The 20,915-nt window shown below is 69.8% G+C and carries 17 protein-coding genes; 6 read left to right on the top strand and 11 right to left on the bottom strand.

All coding sequences use genetic code 11. The features are described 5' to 3' along the window. The first annotated feature begins 41 nt into the window (after nt 1-41). Nucleotides 42-590 carry an ATP-binding cassette domain-containing protein gene (locus tag IM543_13795; GenBank protein ID QOY92682.1) on the top strand — a complete coding sequence of 183 codons (549 nt, stop codon included), beginning with the start codon at nt 42-44 and terminating at the stop codon, nt 588-590. Nucleotides 591-610: 20 nt separating this feature from the next. Here IM543_13795 and purU read toward each other — a convergent pair whose 3' ends face one another. From purU to IM543_13780, 3 genes are all read right to left on the bottom strand, one after another. Further along, nucleotides 611-1,507, bottom strand: a complete 897-nt coding sequence (gene purU, locus IM543_13790) for a formyltetrahydrofolate deformylase (GenBank protein QOY92681.1) — start codon at nt 1,505-1,507, stop codon at nt 611-613. A gap of 212 nt (nt 1,508-1,719) precedes the next feature. After that, nucleotides 1,720-2,088, bottom strand: a complete 369-nt coding sequence (locus tag IM543_13785) for a response regulator (protein ID QOY92680.1) — start codon at nt 2,086-2,088, stop codon at nt 1,720-1,722. Continuing rightward, on the bottom strand, nt 2,088-3,830 hold the full coding sequence (locus IM543_13780) for a PAS domain-containing protein (protein ID QOY92679.1): 1,743 nt from the start codon (nt 3,828-3,830) through the stop codon (nt 2,088-2,090). Before IM543_13780 ends, IM543_13785 begins: the two co-directional genes overlap by 1 nt. 240 nt (nt 3,831-4,070) lie before the next feature. Between IM543_13780 and IM543_13775 the strand changes: the two genes are divergently transcribed. After that, a complete protein-coding gene (locus tag IM543_13775; GenBank protein ID QOY96682.1) occupies nt 4,071-4,550 on the top strand; it encodes a GNAT family N-acetyltransferase in 480 nt (159 codons plus the stop codon). A gap of 7 nt (nt 4,551-4,557) precedes the next feature. Here IM543_13775 and IM543_13770 read toward each other — a convergent pair whose 3' ends face one another. From IM543_13770 to IM543_13760, 3 genes are all read right to left on the bottom strand, one after another. Next, the gene (locus IM543_13770; protein ID QOY92678.1) at nt 4,558-5,058 is read right to left on the bottom strand and encodes a hypothetical protein; all 501 of its coding nucleotides are present in this window, start codon (nt 5,056-5,058) and stop codon (nt 4,558-4,560) included. Nucleotides 5,059-5,127: 69 nt separating this feature from the next. Next, nucleotides 5,128-7,059, bottom strand: coding sequence for an EAL domain-containing protein (locus tag IM543_13765; GenBank protein QOY92677.1), 1,932 nt, complete (start codon nt 7,057-7,059; stop codon nt 5,128-5,130). Between the two features lie 128 nt (nt 7,060-7,187). Continuing rightward, nucleotides 7,188-7,709 (bottom strand): ankyrin repeat domain-containing protein, encoded by a 522-nt coding sequence (locus IM543_13760; protein ID QOY92676.1) that lies wholly within the window; start codon nt 7,707-7,709, stop codon nt 7,188-7,190. 259 nt (nt 7,710-7,968) lie between these two features. Between IM543_13760 and IM543_13755 the strand changes: the two genes are divergently transcribed. Both IM543_13755 and IM543_13750 read left to right on the top strand, forming a co-directional pair. Next, nucleotides 7,969-8,670, top strand: a complete 702-nt coding sequence (locus IM543_13755) for a pirin family protein (GenBank protein ID QOY92675.1) — start codon at nt 7,969-7,971, stop codon at nt 8,668-8,670. Between the two features lie 133 nt (nt 8,671-8,803). After that, nucleotides 8,804-9,754, top strand: coding sequence for a methyltransferase domain-containing protein (locus tag IM543_13750; GenBank protein ID QOY92674.1), 951 nt, complete (start codon nt 8,804-8,806; stop codon nt 9,752-9,754). Here IM543_13750 and IM543_13745 read toward each other — a convergent pair. After that, nucleotides 9,733-10,692 (bottom strand): LysR family transcriptional regulator, encoded by a 960-nt coding sequence (locus IM543_13745; GenBank protein ID QOY92673.1) that lies wholly within the window; start codon nt 10,690-10,692, stop codon nt 9,733-9,735. The two genes, IM543_13750 and IM543_13745, sit on opposite strands and share 22 nt — an antisense overlap. 151 nt (nt 10,693-10,843) lie before the next feature. Between IM543_13745 and IM543_13740 the strand changes: the two genes are divergently transcribed. Both IM543_13740 and IM543_13735 read left to right on the top strand, forming a co-directional pair. Then, the gene (locus tag IM543_13740) at nt 10,844-11,446 is read left to right on the top strand and encodes a DedA family protein (protein ID QOY92672.1); all 603 of its coding nucleotides are present in this window, start codon (nt 10,844-10,846) and stop codon (nt 11,444-11,446) included. 420 nt (nt 11,447-11,866) lie between these two features. Continuing rightward, nucleotides 11,867-12,682 (top strand): hypothetical protein, encoded by an 816-nt coding sequence (locus IM543_13735; GenBank protein QOY92671.1) that lies wholly within the window; start codon nt 11,867-11,869, stop codon nt 12,680-12,682. 7 nt (nt 12,683-12,689) lie between these two features. Here the strand turns inward: IM543_13735 and IM543_13730 are convergent, their stop codons facing one another. The 4 genes from IM543_13730 to IM543_13715 are packed head-to-tail and all read right to left on the bottom strand — an operon-like array spanning nt 12,690 to nt 20,811. Further along, the gene (locus tag IM543_13730; GenBank protein QOY92670.1) at nt 12,690-13,637 is read right to left on the bottom strand and encodes a diguanylate cyclase; all 948 of its coding nucleotides are present in this window, start codon (nt 13,635-13,637) and stop codon (nt 12,690-12,692) included. Beyond that, nucleotides 13,634-17,224: a response regulator gene (locus IM543_13725; protein QOY96681.1), complete on the bottom strand. Its 3,591-nt coding sequence runs from the start codon at nt 17,222-17,224 to the stop codon at nt 13,634-13,636. The genes IM543_13730 and IM543_13725 overlap by 4 nt, the downstream gene beginning before the upstream one ends. A 5-nt stretch (nt 17,225-17,229) precedes the next feature. Further along, the gene (locus tag IM543_13720) at nt 17,230-18,618 is read right to left on the bottom strand and encodes a DUF2236 domain-containing protein (GenBank protein ID QOY92669.1); all 1,389 of its coding nucleotides are present in this window, start codon (nt 18,616-18,618) and stop codon (nt 17,230-17,232) included. A 60-nt stretch (nt 18,619-18,678) separates the two neighbouring features. Then, nucleotides 18,679-20,811: a TonB-dependent receptor gene (locus IM543_13715; GenBank protein QOY96680.1), complete on the bottom strand. Its 2,133-nt coding sequence runs from the start codon at nt 20,809-20,811 to the stop codon at nt 18,679-18,681. Between the last annotated feature and the right edge of the window lie 104 nt (nt 20,812-20,915).

Raw genomic sequence — 20,915 nt, 5'->3', positions numbered from 1 at the left:
CGTGGCGGCGGTGCTGTTGCTACTGGTCAAGCGCATCATAGATGCCTTCTCCCAGCCCACCTTGCCCCAGGTCTTGCCGCTCTACCTCCTGGTGGGCTACGCGCTGCTGCGCTTCTCGTCGACCCTGTTCAACGAGTGGCGCGACCTGCTGTTCGTACGCGCTGGGGCCGCGCTTCCATGCGCAGGGCAAGCTCGGCAGCTTGCTGCCCGAGATCGATCGCGGCACCAGCGGCATCGCCTTCCTGCTCGAGCGCGGGGTGAACCTGTCGGGCGGCGAGAAGCAGCGCATCGCGATCGCGCGCGCGCTGCTGAAGAACCCGCCGATCCTGATCTTCGACGAAGCCACCTCGGCCTTGGATGCCGACTCGGAACATGCGATCACGGTCGAACTGGACCGGCTGGCGCGCAACCGCAGCACCCTGGTGATCGCGCACCGCCTGTCGACCATCGTCAACGCACACACGATCGTGGTGATGGAGCGCGGCCGGATCGTCGAGCAGGGCACGCACGCGGAGTTGCTGCGGCGCAAGGGTACCTACGCCCGCCTGTGGCTGCTGCAGCAGCGGATGGACAAGGAAGCGCTGCGCTGATGGCGCGCGCCCGCTCGGGCTCAGGGCCCGCGGAACACGATGGTCTTGTTGCCGTGCAAGAAGACCCGGCGCTCGATATGGAACTTGACGGCGCCCGCCAGCGCCATGCATTCGTTGTCGCGCCCCACGCGCACCAGCTGTTCGGGCCGGAAGTTGTGGTCGACGCGGGTGACCATCTGCTCGATGATCGGCCCTTCGTCCAGGTCCGGCGTCACGTAGTGCGCGGTGGCGCCGATCAGCTTGACGCCGCGGTCGAATGCCTGGTGGTAGGGTTTGGCGCCCTTGAAACCGGGCAGGAAGGAGTGGTGGATGTTGATGCAGCGCCCGGCCAGGCGGCGCGCCAGTTCGTCCGACAGGATCTGCATGTAGCGCGCCAGGATCACGAGTTCGGCGCGGGTTTCGTCGACCACTTCCAGCAGCCGGGCTTCCTGCTGGGGCTTGTTGTCCTTGTTTACCGGCAGGAAGATGAAGCGGATGCCTTCGCGCTCGACCATCGGGCGCAGGTCGAGGTGATTCGACACCACCGCCGTGACCGACATGTTCAGCTCGCCGTTGCGGCGCCGGTACAGCAGGTCGTCGAGGCAGTGGTCGTCCCTGGAGACCATGATCACGGTCCGGACCGGCTCCAGCGGATCGTGGATCTTCCAGTTCATGTCGAGGCGGGCGCCGCAGCCGGCGCCGAACTGTTCGCGGATCTGGTCGATGTCGGGCGAGCCGGCCTGCAGCCGGAACACGGCGCGCATGTAGAAACGCAGGGTGGAATCGTCGTCGAACTGTTCCAGTGCGCAGATGTAGCAGTCGCGCTCGGCCAGGAAGGTGGCGACGGCGGCCACGATGCCGATGCCGGCGCGGCAGCTGGCGTTGAGGATGTATTCGGTCGGCGCGTGCGGGGGCCGTGCGGTGTCGTTCGGGGTCATGCGGTCGTCCTGTGGTTGCGCGCGGCGATGCGCGGAATCGATGTCAGCCTGCGCTGTTGCCGATGGCGCCCGCGACCCTGCGATGGATGACCGCATGCCGGTGGCGCTGCCGTGCAAGCCTCGTGGACGGTGCAGACCTTGCTATTCCGACAGCATGGGGGATGCGGCCTGGGCCGTCAAGACGCGCACGATACCGGACAGCCGGCGTGCTGTCAGGCGGCGTGACCGGGGGCCAGGCTGGCGGCCACGGCGTCGACCAGGTCCTGCGGGGCCAGTGGTTTGCCCAGGACCCGGACGTCGGCGGCCAAGGCGCCCACTTCGGCGCCGTAGGCCGTCACGATCAGTGCCGGCAGCGCCGGGTACAGCGCGCGCAGGCGGGCGATCACGGCGGCGCCGGTCATGCCGGGCATGCGGAAGTCGGTCACCAGCAAGTCGACGCCGCCCCGGCTGCCGGCGGCCAGCGCATCGGCGGGACTGGTGCAGGTGGTGACCCGGTAGCCGGCCCGCTCCAGGTAGCGCCTGAATACGTAGGCGATGGCGTCTTCGTCGTCGAGCAGCAGGATGTGCTTCATCGCGTGCATCAGCCTTCGTGGGTGAAGCCCGCGGCCGGCTCCACGCGCCGTTCGACCTTCAGTCCCTGGCGGATGCGTTCGGCCAGCTCGTTCAGCCGGTAAGGCTTGGTCAGGATCGGGAAGGCCGGGGTCTCGCCCTGGGCGGTCGGCAAGGCGTCGATGTAGCCGGTGGCCAGCAGGACCGGGACGTCGGGCTGGCGTTCGCGCACCAGTTCCGCCAGGCGCAGGCCGTTCATCCCGCCCGGCATGATGATGTCGGAGAACAGCAGGTCGATGGCGCCATAGCGGTCCATCATCTCGAGCGCCGCCTCGCCGCTGGCGGCCGACAGCACCCGGTAGCCGCCGGCGCGCAGGTGGGCCTCGGCCAGTTCGCGCACTTCGTCGCTGTCGTCGACCACCAGGATGGTGCGCCGGCCCAGGATTGCCTCGGGCGTCCAGCGTTCGCTCCTGCCGCCGCGTTCGCCGATGATTTCCATGGCCGACTTGGCGGCCTGCGGAAACACCATGCGGATGGTCGTTCCCTGTTGCGGCGCACTGTCGATCTCCATGCGGCCGTGCGACTGCTGGACGAAGCCGTGCACCATCGCCAGCCCCAGGCCGGTGCCGGGCGCCTTGGTGGTGAAGAAGGGCTCGGTGGCGCGCGCGGCGACTTCCGGCGACATGCCTTCGCCCTGGTCGATCACGCAGATGAGCACGTGGCGCCCGGGCGCCAGGCGCAGGCGCTCGAGTGTCTCCGGATCGTCCATGGTCGAGGTGGCGATCGTCACCTTGCCGCCTTGCGGCATGGCGTCGCGCGCGTTGATCAGGACGTTGAGCAGCGCCATCTCCATGTGGGTCGGGTCGAGCGTACACGAGGGCAGCCCGGGCTTCAGGTCGAGGTGCAGGTCGACCTTGTCGCCCAGCGTGCGCACCAGCATCTCGCTGAACTCGACCACCAGCGAATTCAGGTTCAGGCGCTTGGGATCGAGGCGCTGCTTGCGGGCAAAGGTGAGCAGCTGCTGGGTGAGCTTGCCGGCTTTTTCGCTGGCCAGGCGGGCACGGTCGATGGCCTGGCCGACGGCGGCGCGGTCGTCCAGGCTCGACGCCGCCAGTTCCAGGTTGCCGGCCACCACCTGCAACAGGTTGTTGAAATCGTGGGCCAGGCCGGCGGTGAGCTGGCCGATCGCTTCCATCTTCTGCGCCTGCAGGTAGGATTGCTCGGAAACCCGCCGCCGCGTAATGTCCATCTGCGAGGCGAAGTAGTACAGCAGCTTGCCCGCGTCGTCGAATACCGGGCCGATGAACAGGCCGTTCCAGAATGGACGGCCGTCGGCCTTGTAGTTGAGTATGTCGACCGCCACCGCGCGCTGCTCGCGCAGCGCATCGCGGATTTCCTCGACGGTACGGGGATCGGTCTGCTCGCCTTGCAGGAAACGGCAGTTGCGTCCCAGGATGTCCTGCTCCTCGTAGCCGGTGAGGTCGAGGAAGGCCCGGTTCACGAAAGCGATCGGGTTGTCCGGCTGGTTCGGGTCGGTCACGACCATCGGCATGCGGGTCATCTCGATGGCCGCGAAAAAGATGTTGCCGCGCTCTTCGAAGCCGGGGCGCGAGATCTGGCTCGCCTGCCAGTGGCGCCTGCCGGGGTTGCCGAGCGGGTTGAAGGCGCTGCCTTCGAGTTGGCCGACACTCGGCACGCCGAGGCTCTGGCCGCCGCTGGCCGCATCGTCGTGTGGCAGACCTTGCCGTTCTTCCTTGCTGCTACCCGTGCTCATGCGGCTCCTGTGCAAAACGAAGGCCGATGCGCCCCGCTCGAACCTATGTGTGAATTATATATCAAGGGCAATTTTACAAGTCTACAACCGAGGCAATCGCCCGAGAACGGATGTTCAAGCCCGGGACAAGGGAAGGCGACGGCACGGCCGCTCATGGCGGGCATGCTACCATCCCGCCCTTTGCCTCTTCCGCCCCTCCTGCCTGCCATGCCGCACGCCTACGCCTCCCGGATCCGCCCCATGCGCCCGGACGACCTCGAAGCCGTCCTCGACGTCCAGGCGGCCTGCTATCCACCCGCGATGCAGGAAGCGGGCGCGGTGATACAAGCGCGCCTGCGGGCCGCGAGCGCAAGCTGCGCCGTGGTGGAAGACGACGCGGGCGTGTGCGCCTATCTGTTCGCCTATCCGGGCCGCCTGGGAAACGTGACGGCACTCGGTGCGGAATTTGCGCCATCGCCGGGCGCCGACGTACTCTACCTGCACGACCTCGCGGTGGCGCCGCGCGCGCTCGGGCGCGGCATCGGACGGGCGCTGGTCGCGTACCTGCTGGACGCGGCGCGATCGCGCGGGCTGGGCGCGTCGGCGCTGGTCTCGGTGCAGGACAGCGCCGGCTTCTGGGAAGCGCTCGGCTACCGGCGCGTGGAGCCGGACTGCGCGCAGGCGCGCGCGGCCCTTGCGAGCTATCCGGGCGGCGCGCACTACATGGTGCGCGCAGGCTGACTGGCCCTTACTGGACCCGGCGCACCTTGGCCGAGTTGTTGGTGCCGGCCACTTTCAGGAACAGGGTGCCGAACATGTTGCGCTCGATGGTGACCGGCACGTCGCGCATGCGCGGCAGCACGGCTTCGCTGCCGTCGATGATGCGCCAGACCTGGCCGTTGGCCAGGCGGATTCGGGCGCCCGGGCCCCAACCCTCGAATTCGCCGGGAATGGTGCTGCTGATCGACTGCGGTTCGGCTTCGCGCCGCTTCTTCGCTTCGATGCCGAAACTGTCCTCGTTGCCGCGTGCCGCCACGGCCGCCACGGCCGCCGGCGCGGCGGTCGCGGTCGCGCGCGGCGGCTGGGCCCCGAGCGGGATCGCGTCGTAGCAAGCCAGGCGCGCGCCCTTGTCCGCCAGGGCGCGGCACTTCAGCATGCCGGCATCGTCGGCCAGCGCGGCGCCGGACAGTAACAGGGCAGGCAGGGCCAGCAGCGGGGGCAGGGCAAACAGCGGGGGCAGGGCGCTCATCGTCTTCCTTCGGTATGGTTAAGCCAGCGAAGGATTATATCGGCAAGCCGTGCGCGCCCGCCAAATCCCTCAGCCGGCGGCGGCCGGGCGGCCGGAGGTGTTTGCAGATTCGGCCGCGGATTCGGCGCAATAGCGCCGGATGAAGCCGGCGCAGTCCTCGGCGGGCAGCGGCCGCGAATAATAATAACCCTGGATCTGGTCGCACTCGGCCTTGCGCAGCGCGGCGACCTGGTCGGCGGTTTCGACGCCCTCGGCGATCACGGCCAGCTGCAGGCGGTGCGCCATCGCGACGATGGCCTGCACGATGGCGGACGACTCGGCACTGTGCGCCATGTCCTGCACGAAGGACTTGTCGATCTTGAGCTTGTCCAGCGGCAGGCGGCGCAGGTAGGCGAAGCTGGAATAGCCGGTGCCGAAATCGTCGATGCTGAGCATGACGCCAAGCGCACCCAGGCCGCGCATCACGACCACGCTGCGTTCCGGATCGGCCATCGACACGCTCTCGGTCAGCTCGAGCTCCAGCAACGCGGGAGACAGGCCGGACTGTTCCAGCTGTGCGCCGACGGTGGCGACCACGTCGCTCTGGAGGAACTGGCGCGCCGACAGGTTGACCGCCACCGGCACCGGCGGCAGGCCTTGCGCGCGCCAGGCGCCCAGCTGGACGACGGCGCTGCGCAGCACCCACTCGCCGACCGCCACGATCATCCCGCTCTCTTCGGCGATCGGAATGAATTCGTCGGGCCGGATCACGCCGTAGTCCGGATGGCGCCAGCGCACCAGGGCCTCGAAGCCTGCCAGCGTTTCCGAGCGCAGGTCGACCTTGGGCTGGTATTCGACGAACAGTTCTTCCTGCGCGATGGCGCGCCGCAGGTGGCTCTCGAGCGTCAGCCGGCGGCCGTGTTCGGTGCGCAGGTCGGGCGTGAAGCGGACCATGGCGCCGCGTCCCTGCGCCTTGGCATGGCGCAGCGCGGTAACGGCATTGTTCAGCAGGGCATCGGCATCGGTGCCGTCCTGCGGCAGCAGCGCGCTGCCGATGCAGCAGGTGAGCGCGATTTCCCCGCCCGGTATCGGAATCGCCCGATTCACCGCGTTCATGATGCGGTCGAGCGCGCGTTCGGGCTCCGGATGCTCGTCGCGCGCATGCAGCAGCACCAGGAATTCGTCGCTGCCGGCACGCGCCAGCATGTCGCCCTCGCGCAGCAGCGCCTGCAGGCTGGTCGCGATCGCCACCAGGATCTGGTCGCCGGCGCGATGGCCGAGCAGCTCGTTGAAGTGCTTGAAGCGGTCGACGTTGATACAGGCCACCAGCGCCGGCCTGCCGTGTTCGCGCCAGAGCGCGATGCTGTGCTGGATGGCGCGCAGCATCGCCTGGCGGTTCGGCAGGCCGGTGAGCAGGTCGTGCGCCACCAGCCATGCCAGCTCGCCCGAGGGCGCCGCATGGCCAGGGACGGCGCAGCCCCGGGCCGACTGCTCGTCCTGCAGGCGCTCGCTCATCGACTGGGCGGCCATGGCCAGCTGGCGGTGGTAGACCAGCTGTTCGATCATGCGCGCCAGGTCGCGCAGCGCATCCAGGTCGTCCGGGCCGAGCCGGCGCGGTTTGCGGTCGATCACGCACAGGGTGCCGATCTTCTTGCGCTCCACCGAATACAGCTGCACCCCGGCATAGAAGCGCAAGTGCGGCGCGCCGGTCACCAGCGGATTGTCGACGAAGCGCGCGTCCCGGGCGGCGTCGGGCACCACCAGCGGCTCGTCCGAAAGAATGGCATGGCCGCAGAAGGACACATCGCGCGGGGTCTCGCAGGCATCCAGGCCGATACGCGACTTGAACCACTGGCGATCCTTGTCGATCAGCGACACCAGGGCGATGGGCACGTGGAACAGGCGCGCGGCGGTACGCGTGATGCGGTCGAAGGTTTCTTCGGGGGCGCTGCCGAGCAGCCTGGTGGCGTGCAGGGCGGCCAGGCGCTGTGCTTCATCGAGCGGAATGCGGGGTCGTTCCATCCTGGGATCCGTTCACTTTTTACTCGCCTGAAACTGGTCTATCCTCCGCTGTATGACCTCAGATTATTACGCCAGAAATACAGACGGGTTGCAATGTTGCGTCAGGCAACGTGAATTGCCGGGCCGGTTCATCGCCAGGCCGCCAGCAAGGCGGCGGTGTCGTCTGCGCCCATGCGCCGCGCCGCCGCCAGCGCGGTGACGCCGTCGGCGTCCGGCGCGTGCGGGTCGGCGCCGCGCGCCAGCAGCAGGCGGGCGATCTCGCTGCGGTTGAACATGGCGGCGAACATCAGCGCCTGCTTGCCGTTCGGGCCGGCGGTGCCGACCGCGGCGCCGTGCTCTAGCAGCAGGGTGGCCACGGCCAGGTCGCCCTTGAAGGCGGCGCCGGCCAGCGGCGTCTGGCCGGCGTCGTTCATCAATTCGGGGTCGGCCCCATGCGCGAGCAGGATGCGCGCGGTGTCGGCATGGCCATGGTAGCAGGCCAGCATCAGGAGGCTGTCGCCGCGCTCGTTGCGCAGGTTCGGTGGCAAGCCCTGCGCCAGCAGCGTGCCGAGCGCGTCGGTGGCGCCGCTGCGCGCGTGCTGGAACACGGTGCGCACGAAGGCCAGGGTGTCTTCGTCGAGGTCCTTGGGGTCGGGAGGGGCGTGCTGCATCGAAGACTCCGTGGCGGGTGATGGGGTGATTAGACCATAGCGGCGCCGCGCGGGGAGCACGACCGGGCGGGCAAGCGCGCATGCGGAACCAGCATTCGAAAATTTCGACGATTCGGCGGTAAATTACTCGTTTTTCAATTCCCCGACGGGCCCGCATAATCCATCCATCGCATCGAACGACAGCAAACAAGCCCAAGCGAACAGGCAAGAGGGCGGCGATCGAAGCGTTCGATGGTCCAATCACGACAAGGAGAACACGATGTTGAACGTACGTAAAAGCAATGAACGCGGCGCCGCCAGCTTCGGCTGGCTGAATTCCCGGCACAGCTTCTCGTTCGGGCACTACCACGACCCGAAGCGCATGGGGTTTGGTCCGCTGCGCGTCATCAACGAGGACCGGGTCACGCCCGGCCGCGGCTTCGATTCCCATGGGCACCGCAACATGGAAATCCTCTCGTATGTGCTGGAAGGGGCGCTGGAACACCAGGACAGCATGGGCAACGGCTCGGTGCTGCGCTACGGCGACGTCCAGCGCATGAGCGCCGGCAGCGGGGTCGTGCACAGCGAATACAACCACTCGAAAGAAGAGGGCGTGCACTTCCTGCAGATCTGGATCGAGCCGAACACCACGGGCGAGCCTCCGGGCTACGAAGAGAAGCACTTCGACACCGCCTCGAAGGCGGGGCGCCTGCGCCTGGTCGCCTCGCACGACGGCCGTGAGGGATCGGTGTCGATGCGCCAGGACGCGTCGATCTACGCCACCATCATGGACGGCGCGGACGCGCTGCGCCACCCGCTGGCGGCCGGGCGCCAGGCCTACGTCCACGTGATCCGCGGCAGTGCCACGGTCAACGGCGTGCAGTTGCAGGGCGGCGACGCGCTCGAGATCACCGACGAGGACGCGGTGCTGCTCGGACAGGCCGATGCGGCCGAGATCCTGGTGTTCGACCTGCCCCGCTAAGCCAGGCGGCGCCGATGCGCGCAGGAGTTCCCGGCCTACGCTTGATGCGACCATGGGCTCGCGGCGCGGATTGGCCTACCATCGCCCTGTCAGCAGTATCCGTGTGACCCCTCACTGCACGAAGGAGGCCGGCATGCCCGATTCGGACCGTCATCACGCGCCATTGCTGGTGGAGCGGGAGCATTGTCCCGCATGCCGGCGCACGTCCACCCGCACGCTGTACAGCGTGCCGCTGGACAGTCCCGGCATTGCCCGCTACATGCAGGCGCACTACGGTCGACGCGTCGCGCGCGACTTTGCCGGCTATCGCTACGAGTTGGCGCAGTGCGGACACTGCGGCCTGGCCTTCCAGGCCCAGGTGCCCGCGCCCGCGCTGCTCGCGGAGATCTACGACCACTGGCTGCCGGCGGCGGAACGCGGCGCGGTAGCGGCGCGCTGGGGGCTGGACGATTACCGCTACCTGGCCGCACAGGTCGAATTCATGCTCGAGCACTTGCGCCTGCGCCCCGGCGCCGTCAAGGCCCTCGACTTCGGCTTCGGCTGGGCCGAGTGGGCCCGGATGGCCGGCGCCTACGGCGTCGATGTGTGCGGCGCCGAGCTCTCGCAGCTACGGATCGACTACGCGAGGTCGGTCGGCATCCCGGTGGTGGATGGCGGCGCGCTGCCCCAGGCCGAATTTCACTTCATCAATACCGAGCAGGTGTTCGAGCACTTGCTCGAACCCGGCGACATGCTCGGGCGCCTGGCGCAGGCCTTGCGGCCGGGTGGGCTGGTGAAGATCAGCGTGCCGGATTCCGCGAAATCGCTCCGCAAGCTGCTCGGCGCCCAGGACTTTGCGGCGCTCAGCGACAGCGACATCATGCCCATCGCGCCTTTCGAACACATCAATGCCTTCACTTACGATTCGCTCATCGCGCTCGGCCGCGCGGCCGGACTGGTGCCGCTGCGGCCCTCGCTGCGCAAGCTCTACAACTGCAGTTCCGGGTGGATGGCGCCGAAGTCGGCCCTGAAGAGCCTGGTGCGGCCGGTCTACCGGCACCTTTATCCTAAAAGCACTTTCGTCTACTTCGGCCACCCCGGCTGAGTCGCCTGCGCAACATGCGCCTCGTGGCAGTGACGCGCGATCATGCGGTCGAACGGCGCCGACTCGCGCACGCGCGCCAGCCACCAGGACAGCGCCGCGCCTTCTTCGCCGCTGCGCCAGGCCAGGTAGAAGGTCTCGTCGGGCTTGGGCTCGACGACGTCCTTTTCCACCAGCAGCCCGGCATCGATCGCCGGCCGGGCCCAGGCTTCGGGCAGGAAGCCGACGCCGATGCCGCGCAGCTGGAAACTGTACTTGGTTTCCATGTCCGGTACCGCCAGCATGTCCTGGCCGAACAGCAGGCCCACGGTGCGCGGACCGAGCTGGCGCGCCGAATCCGACACCGCGACCGCGCGGTAGTCGAGCAGGTCGGCCTTGTCGAGCGGACGGTCGACCGCGGCCAGCGGATGCCCGGGCGCCACCGCGAACACGAAGCGGCTGCTGCCGAGCGGCTCGGCGGTGTAACCGCCCCCCGACGGCCCCTCGCCGGCAGCACCGACCAGCAGGTCGACCCGGCGGTCGAGCAGTGCGTCCCAGGTCCCGGACAGCACTTCGCGCACCAGGCGCAGCCGGGTCTGGTCGGCGACGGCGTAGAAGGCCGCGATCTCGGGTTCCAGCGCCGCCGGCGACAGCATCGAATCCATGCCGATCGCCAGCTCGGTCTCCCAGCCCGAGGCCACGCGCCGCACGCGCGATTCGAGGTCGCCCGCGGCGCGCAGGAGGTAGCGGCCCTCCTTGAGCAATTCCTTGCCGGCCGGGGTCAAGACCACCTTGGGGCCGAGACGGTCGAACAGGCGCACGCCGAGGTCTTCTTCGAGCTTCGAGACCGTGTACGAGATGGTGGAGGGCACGCGGAACAATGCTTTCGCGGCGCCCGCGAACGAGCCCTTGCGGGCGATGGTATCGACGATCTCGAGTGCATCCAGGCTGAGCTTCAGCAATTGCGGTCCTTTGTCGCTGTTGGGGGAACTGCCGGAAATGGTGGAGTTCCAGGCGCGGATTGTCGCACGTCGGCCGGGACCAGGCTGGCGGGCGCAAGCATTTATGACAACATGGTAGCGTGCAAGCTGCACCTTTAGACGGCAATCCACCATGTTCGAATTCATTACGCAATTTCTGGAGAAGAGCGGCTATATCGGCGTATTCCTGCTGATGGCGCTCGAAAACATCTTCCCGCCGATCCCGTCGGAGCTGATCATGCCCTTCGCCGGCTTTGTCGTCGCTCGCGGCGACCTGAGCCTGGTGGGCGTGCTGCTGGCCGGTACCGCGGGGTCGATCGCCGGGGCCTTGCCCTGGTATTACGGCGCCCGCAAGTACGGCAAGGAGCGCCTCAAGCAATTTGCCGACCGTCACGCGCGCTGGATGACCGTGACCGGCCAGGACATCGACAAGGCAATCGCCGCCTTCGATCGCCACGGACGCTCGGTGGTGCTGTTCGGGCGCCTGGTTCCGGCGATCCGCACCCTGATTTCGGTGCCGGCGGGACTGGCATGCATGTCCTGGGGGCAGTTCCTGCTGTACTCGACGGTCGGCTCGCTGGCCTGGACCGGGGTGCTGACGGGCGCTGGCTTCATACTTGAAAGCAACTTCGAACAGGTCGGCCGCTACGTCGATCCCGTGTCCAAGGGCATTTTCGGCATCCTGCTGGCCTGGTATGTGTATCGGGTGGTGACGCACCGTCCTGCCCGGGCCTGAGCCGCTGTAGCGCGCTTGCCGCACTACAGCACGCAGGATCCCGTCGATTGGGCTACACTCGGCCTGTTCCAAAGCAGGCCTCGCCCCATGAAGAACCAGTTGTTGGAAGATATCGACGATAGCACCTCCCGCATGCCGCTGGCTCCGGTGCGCCGGGCGGTGCCCGCCCGGACCCGCTCGCAGGAAGATCACGCCGCAGCGCCGGTTCCACCGGCGGAGCCGGCGCCGGCTGGCGCGCCCGCGCGTCAGCGCGCCGGCGTATGGCGCGACCGCGCGCCGGCGCCACCGCCACCGCCATCGTCACCGCCACCATCACTATCACCCCCACCGCCAGGGCCGCGTCATGCCGCCTGGACGGCGCGGCCGGCCGCGGCCCGCGAGGCGCCGCCGGCCTCCGCGCCCGGAGCGGCGCCGCCGCGCATGGCTCCGTCCTTCGGCGCCGACATCGCTCCGGAGACTTCCTCTTTCTCGAGCCACGAGCGGGACTGGACCTTGCCCTTGCCGCCCGATGCAGCGCCCTGGACCGAGCGCTGGGGCCGCAAGGCGCTGGGCTGGACCTTGGGCCTGGCCGGCATGGTCGCGCTAGCCGCCACGGCCGCATGGATGTACCGCGACACCCAGGTGGAATCCACGCTGGCGGTGGTCGCCGACCACACGCCTGCGCAGGCGAACCAATCCCCTGCGGGGGTTGCGCCGGCAACGCCGGCCGAGGCCGGGTTACGGTCCGAGCCGGCCGCGGACCCGCTGCCGCCGCTGCGGCTGCTGCCGCCCGAACCGGTGGCCGGCGCGGCGCGCGAGGAGGCAAGGGCAGGCGCGGTGGCGACCGAGGCCCCGGCCCCGGCCGCTGCGCCGGCCGCCGCCGTGGCCAGGGAAGCGGCCCCGCCCCGGCCTCCCGCCGCCGATCCGGAAGCGGAGCGCCGCGTGGCCGCGGCCACCCCGATCAAGCGCACGCCTCCCGCGGCCAGGAAGCCTGCATCGGCGACCAGGGCGAAGCCGGCATCGGCAACCAGGGCGAAGCCGGCCTCGCCAACCAGGCCGAAGGCGGCATCGGCGACCAGGTCGCCAGCGACGCGCGCCGCGAGGGCGGCGCCCGCGTCGCAGGCCTCGCCGCAGCCGCCGGCCGACAGCCCCTTGTCCGAAACCCTGCGCCTGTGCCGCGCGGCCGGCTACCACGCCACCGCCTGCCTCAAGCGGGGGTGCGAGGCGACCCGCTTCGGGCTGGTCTGCCGCGGCTGAAGCCCGGCTACGCGGCGGCGCCGTCCCGGTCGCCGGCGTCGGCGCGCCGGGCACGCCAGGACACCCGGTTGCGGCCTGCCTGCTTGGCGCGATACAGCTCCGCATCGGCGGCCTCGAACAGCGCGGGCGCCGCTTCCGCGCCGTCCGGTTCGAGCGTGGCCCCGCCGACGCTGGCAGTCAGCACCGGGGCGACGCTGGAGGCCTCGTGCGCGATCATGAGGCCGGCGACCGCCTGGCGCAGCTGCGACACCACCTGCAGCGCCTCCGGCGCGCCGGTCTCGGGCAGCAGCAGCACCAGTTCTTCGCCGCCGTAGCGCGCCGCCAGGTCGCCCGGGCGGCGCATGGCGCCGGCGGCCAGGCGCGCCACCGCGCGCAGGGCGCGATCGCCGGCCGGGTGGCCGTAGCGGTCGTTGTACTGCTTGAAGGCGTCGATGTCGAGCAGGGCCAGCGACAGCGGACGCACGCCGCGGCGGGCGCGCTGCCATTCGCGCGCATAGACCTCGTCGAAGCGGCGGCGGTTGGCCAGTTCGGTGAGGCCGTCGATGTTCGCGAGACGTTCCAGCATCCGGCGCTGGCGCACCACCTGCAGGTGCAGGGCCACGCGCGCCATCACCACGGTCTGGTTGAAGGGCTTGGTGATGTAGTCGGAAGCACCCATCTTGAGGCCGCTGGCTTCGTCCTCGGGGCGGTCCAGGCCGGAGATGAAGATGACCGAGATGTGCTCGGTCTGCGGATCGGCGCGCAGGCGCCGCAGCACTTCGTAGCCGTCCATGTCGGGCATCATCACGTCGAGCAGGATCAGATCCGGCAGGTGGCGCGCCGCGCGCTCCAGGGTCTGTGCGCCGTTCTTCGCCAACAGCACCGTGTACTCGGGCTTGAGCAGTTCGCCGAGTACCTCGCGATTGATCGCGTCGTCGTCGGCGACCAGGACTTTTTGCATCTCCACGCCGTTCATGCCGCATCCTCCAGGGTCAATCCAAGTGCCGCGGCCAGGGCCGCGAGCGGGGCCAGTGCCGCCCCGTATTCGAGATCCCCGACGGCGCGCCGCAGTTCGGCCAGCGCGCCGCGGTGGACGCCGTCCGCCAGCAGGGTCTCGAGGTCGGCCAGCGCATCCTCGGCGCGCGCGTCGTCGGCCTCCAGGTGCCGGCGCAGGCGTGCCAGCACCTGCGCCGGCCCGGCCGGATCGGCCTGGCGAGGTTGCGCCGCCTCGGCCAGCTGGGCCAGTGCCGCCAGCACGGTTTCGGCCGCGCCGACCAGGCCGGGCACCTGCACCGCGAGGCGCTCCGCCTGGCCGTCGCGCAGGTCCCGCTCGAGCCGGTGCGCAGCCGCCGACAGCTCGAATGCGCCCACATAGGCGGCGCTCGACTTCAGGTTGTGTGCCAGCGACTGCAGGCGCGTATGGTCGCCGCCGCCCAAGGCTTCGCGCAGGATGCGCGGGGCGTCGGCATACTCGCGCACGAAGCTGGTGGCGCGCTTTTCCAGCCGGCTGCGCTGGCCGTCGACCTTGTCCAGCGCCTGGCGCCAGTCGAGGCCGGGGACGGCCGGCAAGGCCGGCAGGGCGGGCAGGCCGGCGGCGTCGGCGGCCGCCGGACGCGGGGCCGGCGCCGGCAGCGCGCGCCCGGCCAGGCGCGCCGGATCGATCCACTTGAGCAGGCTGCAGAACAACAGGTCGGGGTCGATCGGCTTGGTCACATGGTCGTTCATGCCGGCTTCCAGGCTCTTGGCGCGGTCGCTCGGCAAGGCGTGGGCGGTCATGGCCACGATCGGCAGCGTGCGCAGGCGCGGGTCGCTGCGTATCGCGCGCGCGGCGCCGAGGCCGTCGAGCTCGGGCATCTGGATGTCCATCAAGACCAGGTCGTAATCGCCCGCTTGCGCCATGCGCACGGCCTCGAGACCGTTGAAGGCGACGTCGACCTGCATGCGCGCGGCCGCCATGAAGTCGAGGGCGACTTCGCGGTTATTGGCGTTGTCCTCGGCCAGCAGGATGCGGGCGCCGTCCAGGCGCGGCAGATCGGCCATGGCGGGAATCGCGGCCACGGCCTCGCCCGGGCGGGCTTGCGGCTCGAGCACCTGCAGCAGGCTGTGGTAGAGCAGGGCCGGACTGACCGGCTTGTTCAGGAAGGCATCGACCGGCACCTCGCCTTCCTGTTCCAGCACCGTGTCGCGGCAGAACACCGACACCATCAGGATCGCCGGCGGCGCTTCCGCGCGCGCGGCCAGGTGGATGCGTCGGATCGTCTCCACGCCGTCCATGCCCGGCATCTGGTAATCCATCAGGACGATCCCGTAGGGACGGCCGCTGGCCTCGGCCCGCGCCAGCGCCGCCAGGCATTCCTCGCCCGAGTCGGCGGTGTCGGCCTGCAGGTCCAGCGACGCGAGCATCTCGACCAGGGCGGCGCGCGCGGTGGCGCTGTCGTCCACCACCAGGGCGCGCACGCCCTGCAGCGTGGCCCGGTCGCTCGTGGCCCGGCCGCTCGTGGCCCGGCCCACCGTGGCGCGGCCGCTCGTGGCCCGGCCGCTCGTGGCCCGGCCGCTCGTGGCGCGGCCGATCATGGCGGCCGGCTGGGCGCCGGTCTCGTCGGCGTCGACCTCGAGCGGCATCGTGAAGGCGAAGCGGCTGCCGGCCCCCGGCGTGCTGCTGGCGGCGATCCGGCCGCCCATCAGCTCGACCAGCTGGCGCGAGATCGACAGCCCGAGGCCGGTGCCGCCGTACTTGCGGGTGGTCGAGCTGTCGGCCTGGCTGAAGGACTGGAACAGGCGGCCGATCTGCTCCTCGCTCATGCCGATGCCGGTGTCGGTGACCGAGAATTCGAGGCTGATCCGCCCCTTGCCGCCCTGTTCTTCGCGCCCCACGACCTCGACCGCGACCACGATCTCGCCGCGCTCGGTGAACTTGACCGCGTTGCCGGTCAGGTTGACCAGCACCTGGGCGAGACGCAGCGGATCGCCCACCAGCCGCTGCGGCACACCCGCGCCGACCCGGAAGATCAGTTCCACGCCCTTGGCCTCGCTCTTGAGGGTGGTGACGTTCGACAGGTGCTCGAGCATCTCGTCGAGCGAGAACGGCACCGTTTCGAGCGCGAGCTTGCCGGCTTCCATCTTGGCGTGATCGAGAATGTCGTTGACGATTCCCAGCAGGTGCTCGCCGGCGCCCAGGATCTTGGAAAAGTAGTTGCGCAGCCTGGGCGGCGCCTCGCCCATCAGGGCCAGGCGGCTCATGCCGATGATGGCGTTCATCGGGGTGCGGATTTCGTGGCTCATGTTGGCCAGGAATTCGGACTTCAGGCGCGCCTCGGCTTCGGCGCGCAGCATCGCGGTCTGCATGGCCTTGGCGCGCAGACCGAGGATGCGCATGAACAGCAGCATGTCGATGGTGAAGCCCAGTTGCAGCGAATGCATGGTCCAGAAGTTGGTCGGCAGCTTGCCCATGGCGAGCAGCCCCTGCACGACCGCGCCGCCGGCGCTGAAGAACCAGCTGCACAGGAAATACACGCCGATCGCATCGCCCGCACGCACCCGGCGCCAGGCCCCCGGCAGGCCCAGGAACATCGGCGCGCTGCCGACCGTCATGGTGAACGCGATCAGGATGCGGTGCTCGATCAGGTCGAGCGCCCACAGCAGGCCGGCAAGCGCGCACAGCAGCGCGCCGCCCTTCATGACGCGGCTGAAGCGGCGATCGACGCCGGGCCGCGCCAGGATGTGCTCGACGAACAGGTAGGCGCCGGTCGAGGCCAGCATCGACGCCAGGCCCATCACATGCCTGCTGACCCATTCGTGGCCGCGCCACAGGAACTGCTCGCCCAGCCCGAACCAGACCAGCGAATACAGGGTCAGGCCGCCGATGTACATGGCGTACTTGCCGTACAGGGCATCGCGCATGGTGATCCATTGGCCCAGCGTATAGGCGACCAGGCAGGCGGCGATGCCTGACAGCAGGCCTTGCAGCATCTGCTCGGCGAGCGCGGCGCGATGGAAGGTATCCGGCTGCATGAAGCTGACCGGCGCGATACGCGGGCCCTTGGCGAACACCCGTACCAGCAGCGTGTAGTCGGCGCCCGGCTCCAGGTTCAGGGCCACCGCCGGGACCCGGCTCTTGAGGGCGCCGTCTTCCCGCAGCCGGCGGCCGCTGCTGGCGAGCTTGCGCAGCGTGCCGCCGTCCTCGAGGTAGAACTCGACCTGGTCGAGGATGCCGAAGTCGATCTGGACCACCCAGTCGCGCGGGGCGTCCGGGGCGACCCGGAACGGAATCCGCATCCAGTGCGGGTCCTGGATCAGTTTCAGCACGCCATGGGTCGTCGTGGGCGGGGCGTAACGATCGCCCGCGGCCAGCGCGCCGCGGGCGTCCAGCTTCGCACCCTCGTCGACCAGCACGGTGAGCGCCGCCCAAGCGTCCAGCTCGTGGTTCTCGCGTCCGAGTTCGAGCGGCGCCGGGCCGGCCGCATGGGCGGGCTGGAAGGCCGGGGCCAGCAGCGTCACGAGCACTGCCAGCAGCGCGGACGCGAGGGTGCGCACGATGGCGCGAGCGTACGGGAAGGTCGGCATGGCGGTCATGGACGGGTGGCGTCGTGCTGGTCGTGGCCGGCGGAAACCGGATGGCCCGCCAGGCGGGCCTCGAGCCGGCCGAGCCAGCGCGGCGCCCGCGGATCGCGGCGCCAGGCAAGCAGGGTCGCGGCCACGTCGCCGAGCAGGGCGTCGGGCAGGCGCAGGGGGCGCGTCTGGTCCATCAGGAAGCGCGTCACCAGCCGGTAGCCGGCCACGCGGGTGAGCATGCGTGTGATCGAGAAGCCGGGCACCAACAGGCGCACCGCGGCGTCGATGGCGCGTATGGCGCCGAGGCCCACCGTGAACAGCAGGCGCGAGGCCAGCGGCACGCGGGCGTCGAGTCCGAGGTCGGCGCTGGAACGGCGGCCGCACAGGTGGCGCGTGAGCAGGACCGGGAAGGGCTTGAGCAGGCGCAGCGGGATCTGCTTGGCCAGTTCGCCCATCAGGGCCGCCGCCAGGGGAGGGCGCGGATCCGGCACGCGCCGATCGCTCCGGCCGCGCGCCTGGATGGCCGCGAAGCGCGCCGCGGCGTCGTCCATGTTCCAGGCCATCTGGTCGCGCTCGATGCCCAGCATGTGGCCGAGCACGTTCCAGGCGTGCAGGTAGGCCTCCTCGTCGGCGCGCTGCACGCCCAGGCCGAGGCGGCGCAGGCCGCGCAGGTAGACGTAGTGGAAAGTGAACAGGGTATAGGCCAGCTGCTCCTGGTTACAGGGCAGGCCGTCGCGTGCGGCGTCCCAGCCGTGCGCGTACAGGACGTGGTACAGGCCGCCGCCGGCCGGGGCCAGCGCCGGCAATGCCGGCGCCTGATCCGGCGCGGCGCACACCGTGTCGGGCGCGCCGCGCAGGATCAGGTGCCGGACGGTCGCGTGGATCAGGCGCACCTTGAGCGCCTGGGACACGCCCCCGCCGCCGGGCAGGGTGAGCCCGCCGCGCATCATCACGGGGAAGATCATGGCGGCGGTGGAGCGGATCCGGTAGTCGGTATGCTGCTCGAGTTGTCCGGCCGCGTGCAGCACCGCCGAGAGATCCGGCAGCACGTAGCATTCCGGCAGGCTGGCACAGAACAACAGCGTGCAGGACAGCATGCTCATGTCCATGAACAGGGCCTCCGCGCGTGCGATCTGCGCCGCATCGGCCCATTCCGGCAGCCCGGCACAGCGTGCCAGGTACTCTTTCAGGGCGGCGCCGACGCGCGGGTCGGTATCCGGCCCGGCCGCCCAGTTCGCCAAGGCGCCGTTGCTGTCCCAGCGGGCGAGTTCCCGATTGATGGCGGCGACACGCGCCGCCATGTCGTGCGGCCCATGGGCGTCCGCCAGCATGCGCGCGACGGCATCGTCGGCCGGCGGGTCGGCGCGCATCGAGGGCGACAGCGGATTGATGGCATCGCGTTTCATTCAGTCTCCTGCAGCATCGGATCGTGGTAATGGAAAAGCCCGGCACATGCCCGGCCCGCCTCAGAAACGGACATCGAGGCGCAGCTCGGCCGGGCGCGGCGCGGTCGGCGTGGTCATGCCGAAGCTGTCGATGATCGACGGCCGCACCTCGTTCTCGATATTGCGCACGCGCGCCAGCACGCTCCAGTCGGCGCCGGTCGGGCTCCACGACAGGGTGGCGTCGCTGCTGGTGTGCGACGGTACCCGGTAGACCAGCAGCTGGCTCGGGACCGCGAGTACGTACTCGCCGCTGGCGCGCACGAACAGGCCGCCGCTGAGCTGGCCGCCGCCAAGCGCGATCCGCTGCTGGTAGCCGAGCGTGAACACGTGGCTCGGTGCGCGGTCGAGCTTGCGGCCCGCCCAGGACACCGCCGGGGTGGCCATGTAGCGCACGTAGCGGGCGTCGAGCAGGGTGAGCCCGTAGGTGAGGCGGCCGCCGCCGCCCACGCGCAATTCGCCGTCGAGCTCGATGCCGCGGCTGCGGGCCGCCCCGGCATTGCGGGTCAGCAGGCGCGGGGCGCCGCCCACGATCGCGTTACCGGTCAGCTGCAGGTTGGTGTAGTCGTAGTGGAAGACGGCGGCATTCACCGTCAGGCGCCCCCCGAGCAGGCGCGACTTCAGGCCGGCTTCCCAGGCGCGCAGCTGTTCCGGCTGGTAGTACAGGAACTCCGGGCTGACCGCGACCGCCGACGGGCAGGCGATGCCGAGCGCGGTGGTGCCGGCCACGCAGCCGTCGTTGAAGGCGCCGGCCTTGTAGCCGGTTGCCAGGCTCAGGTAAGCCAGGGTGTGCGCGCCCAGGTCGGATTCGGCGCCCAGGCGCCAGGTGGTGCGCGAGGTCGCCAGCGCCGCCGCGTTGAGCAGGCGGCGGTCGGTGGCCGGGTTGAAGCGCGGGCCTTGCTGGAAGTCGGTCGAGCCCACGCGCTCCTTCTCGTCGTGGGTGCGGCGCGCGCCGGCGGTCAGGCGCAGGCCTTCGCCCACGCGCCAGGTCAGCTGGCCGAACGCGGCGCGGCTGGTCGCCTGCGTCGACAGCGGGAAGGCGTAGTAGGGCGGCAGGCCGACCGGGCGCAGCCCCTGGAAGGCGTAGCTGGTGTCCGATTCCTCCGTAAAGTAATACAGGCCGCCCTGGGCGCTGAGCGGTCCCTTGCCGTTGCTGGCGAGGCGCAGTTCGTGCGAATCCTGGACATTGGCGCCGTCGTAGGTATTGATGACCCCGAGTGCGATCGCCGGTGAGATCCGGTAGTAATAATTGTTGACCATCTGCTGGTCGAGTTCGCGATGCGAGCCCAGGTAGTAGACGGTGGCCGGGCCCAGGTTCCAGCTCAGGTCGGCCGACAGGCCGCTTGCGCGGCGGTCCTGCATACCCTGCACCGGCGCGATATTGGCCGGGCGGAAGCGGTTGGTCAGGCGTTCGTCGGTCGTGCCGTCGCGCCAGGCGGGGGCGCCCGCCGAAACGCCGGTGTAGAAATTGGTGTCGGGGACGATGCGATCGTTGTTGTTGCCGGCTTCGCTGTGGTCGTAGCGCAGTAGCAGCGAGGCGTCCGGTCCGATCGCCAGTTTCGCGCTCAGGCGCGCATCGCGGTCGTCGCGGTCCATTCCGGGGCGCAGGGCGTTACCCTGGCCGTTCTTCAGGAACGGGTCCTGCTTGCGCACGCCCAGCGCGGCGCGCATCGCCAGAGCGTCGTTGAGCGGAACGTTGAGCACCGCTTCAAGCTTGCGGTGACGGTAGGTGCCGGCTTCGAGCGCGACGCGGCCTTCCAGCCTGTCGGTCGGTGCGTTCGAGATCACGTTGACCAGGCCGGCGGTGGTGTTGCGCCCGTACAGGGTGCCCTGCGGGCCGCGCAGCACTTCGATGCGGTCGACGTCGAGGAAGTTGGCGGCCTGGCCGGCCGGGCGCGCGATGTACACGCCGTCCTGCATGAAGGCGGCCGACGGGTCGCCCTTGTCGGTGGTGTCATTGTTGCTGATGCCGCGGATGGTCACGCGCAGGCCCGAGAAAGCCTGGTCGATATACACGTTCGGCAGGCGTGCGCCGATCGAGGCCGGATTGTCGGCGCCGCTGCCGCGCAGCGCTTCTCCCTGGAGCACGCTCATCGCGACCGCGGTGCGCGACGCCGTGGACAAGGTGCGCTGGGCCGTGACCACGACTTCCGGCACCGCGTTCGGCTGGACCTGCTGCAGTTGCCGAGCTTGCCGAGCTTGCTGAATTTGCTGTACTTGCTGCCCCTGCGCGGCATGGGCGATCCCCATGCTCCATGCGA

The organism is Massilia sp. UMI-21, assembly GCA_015277795.1.
Classification (GTDB): domain Bacteria; phylum Pseudomonadota; class Gammaproteobacteria; order Burkholderiales; family Burkholderiaceae_D; genus Telluria.
The sequence above is the reverse complement of the archived record's forward strand: the minus strand, read 5'-3'. Positions and strand labels throughout refer to the sequence as shown.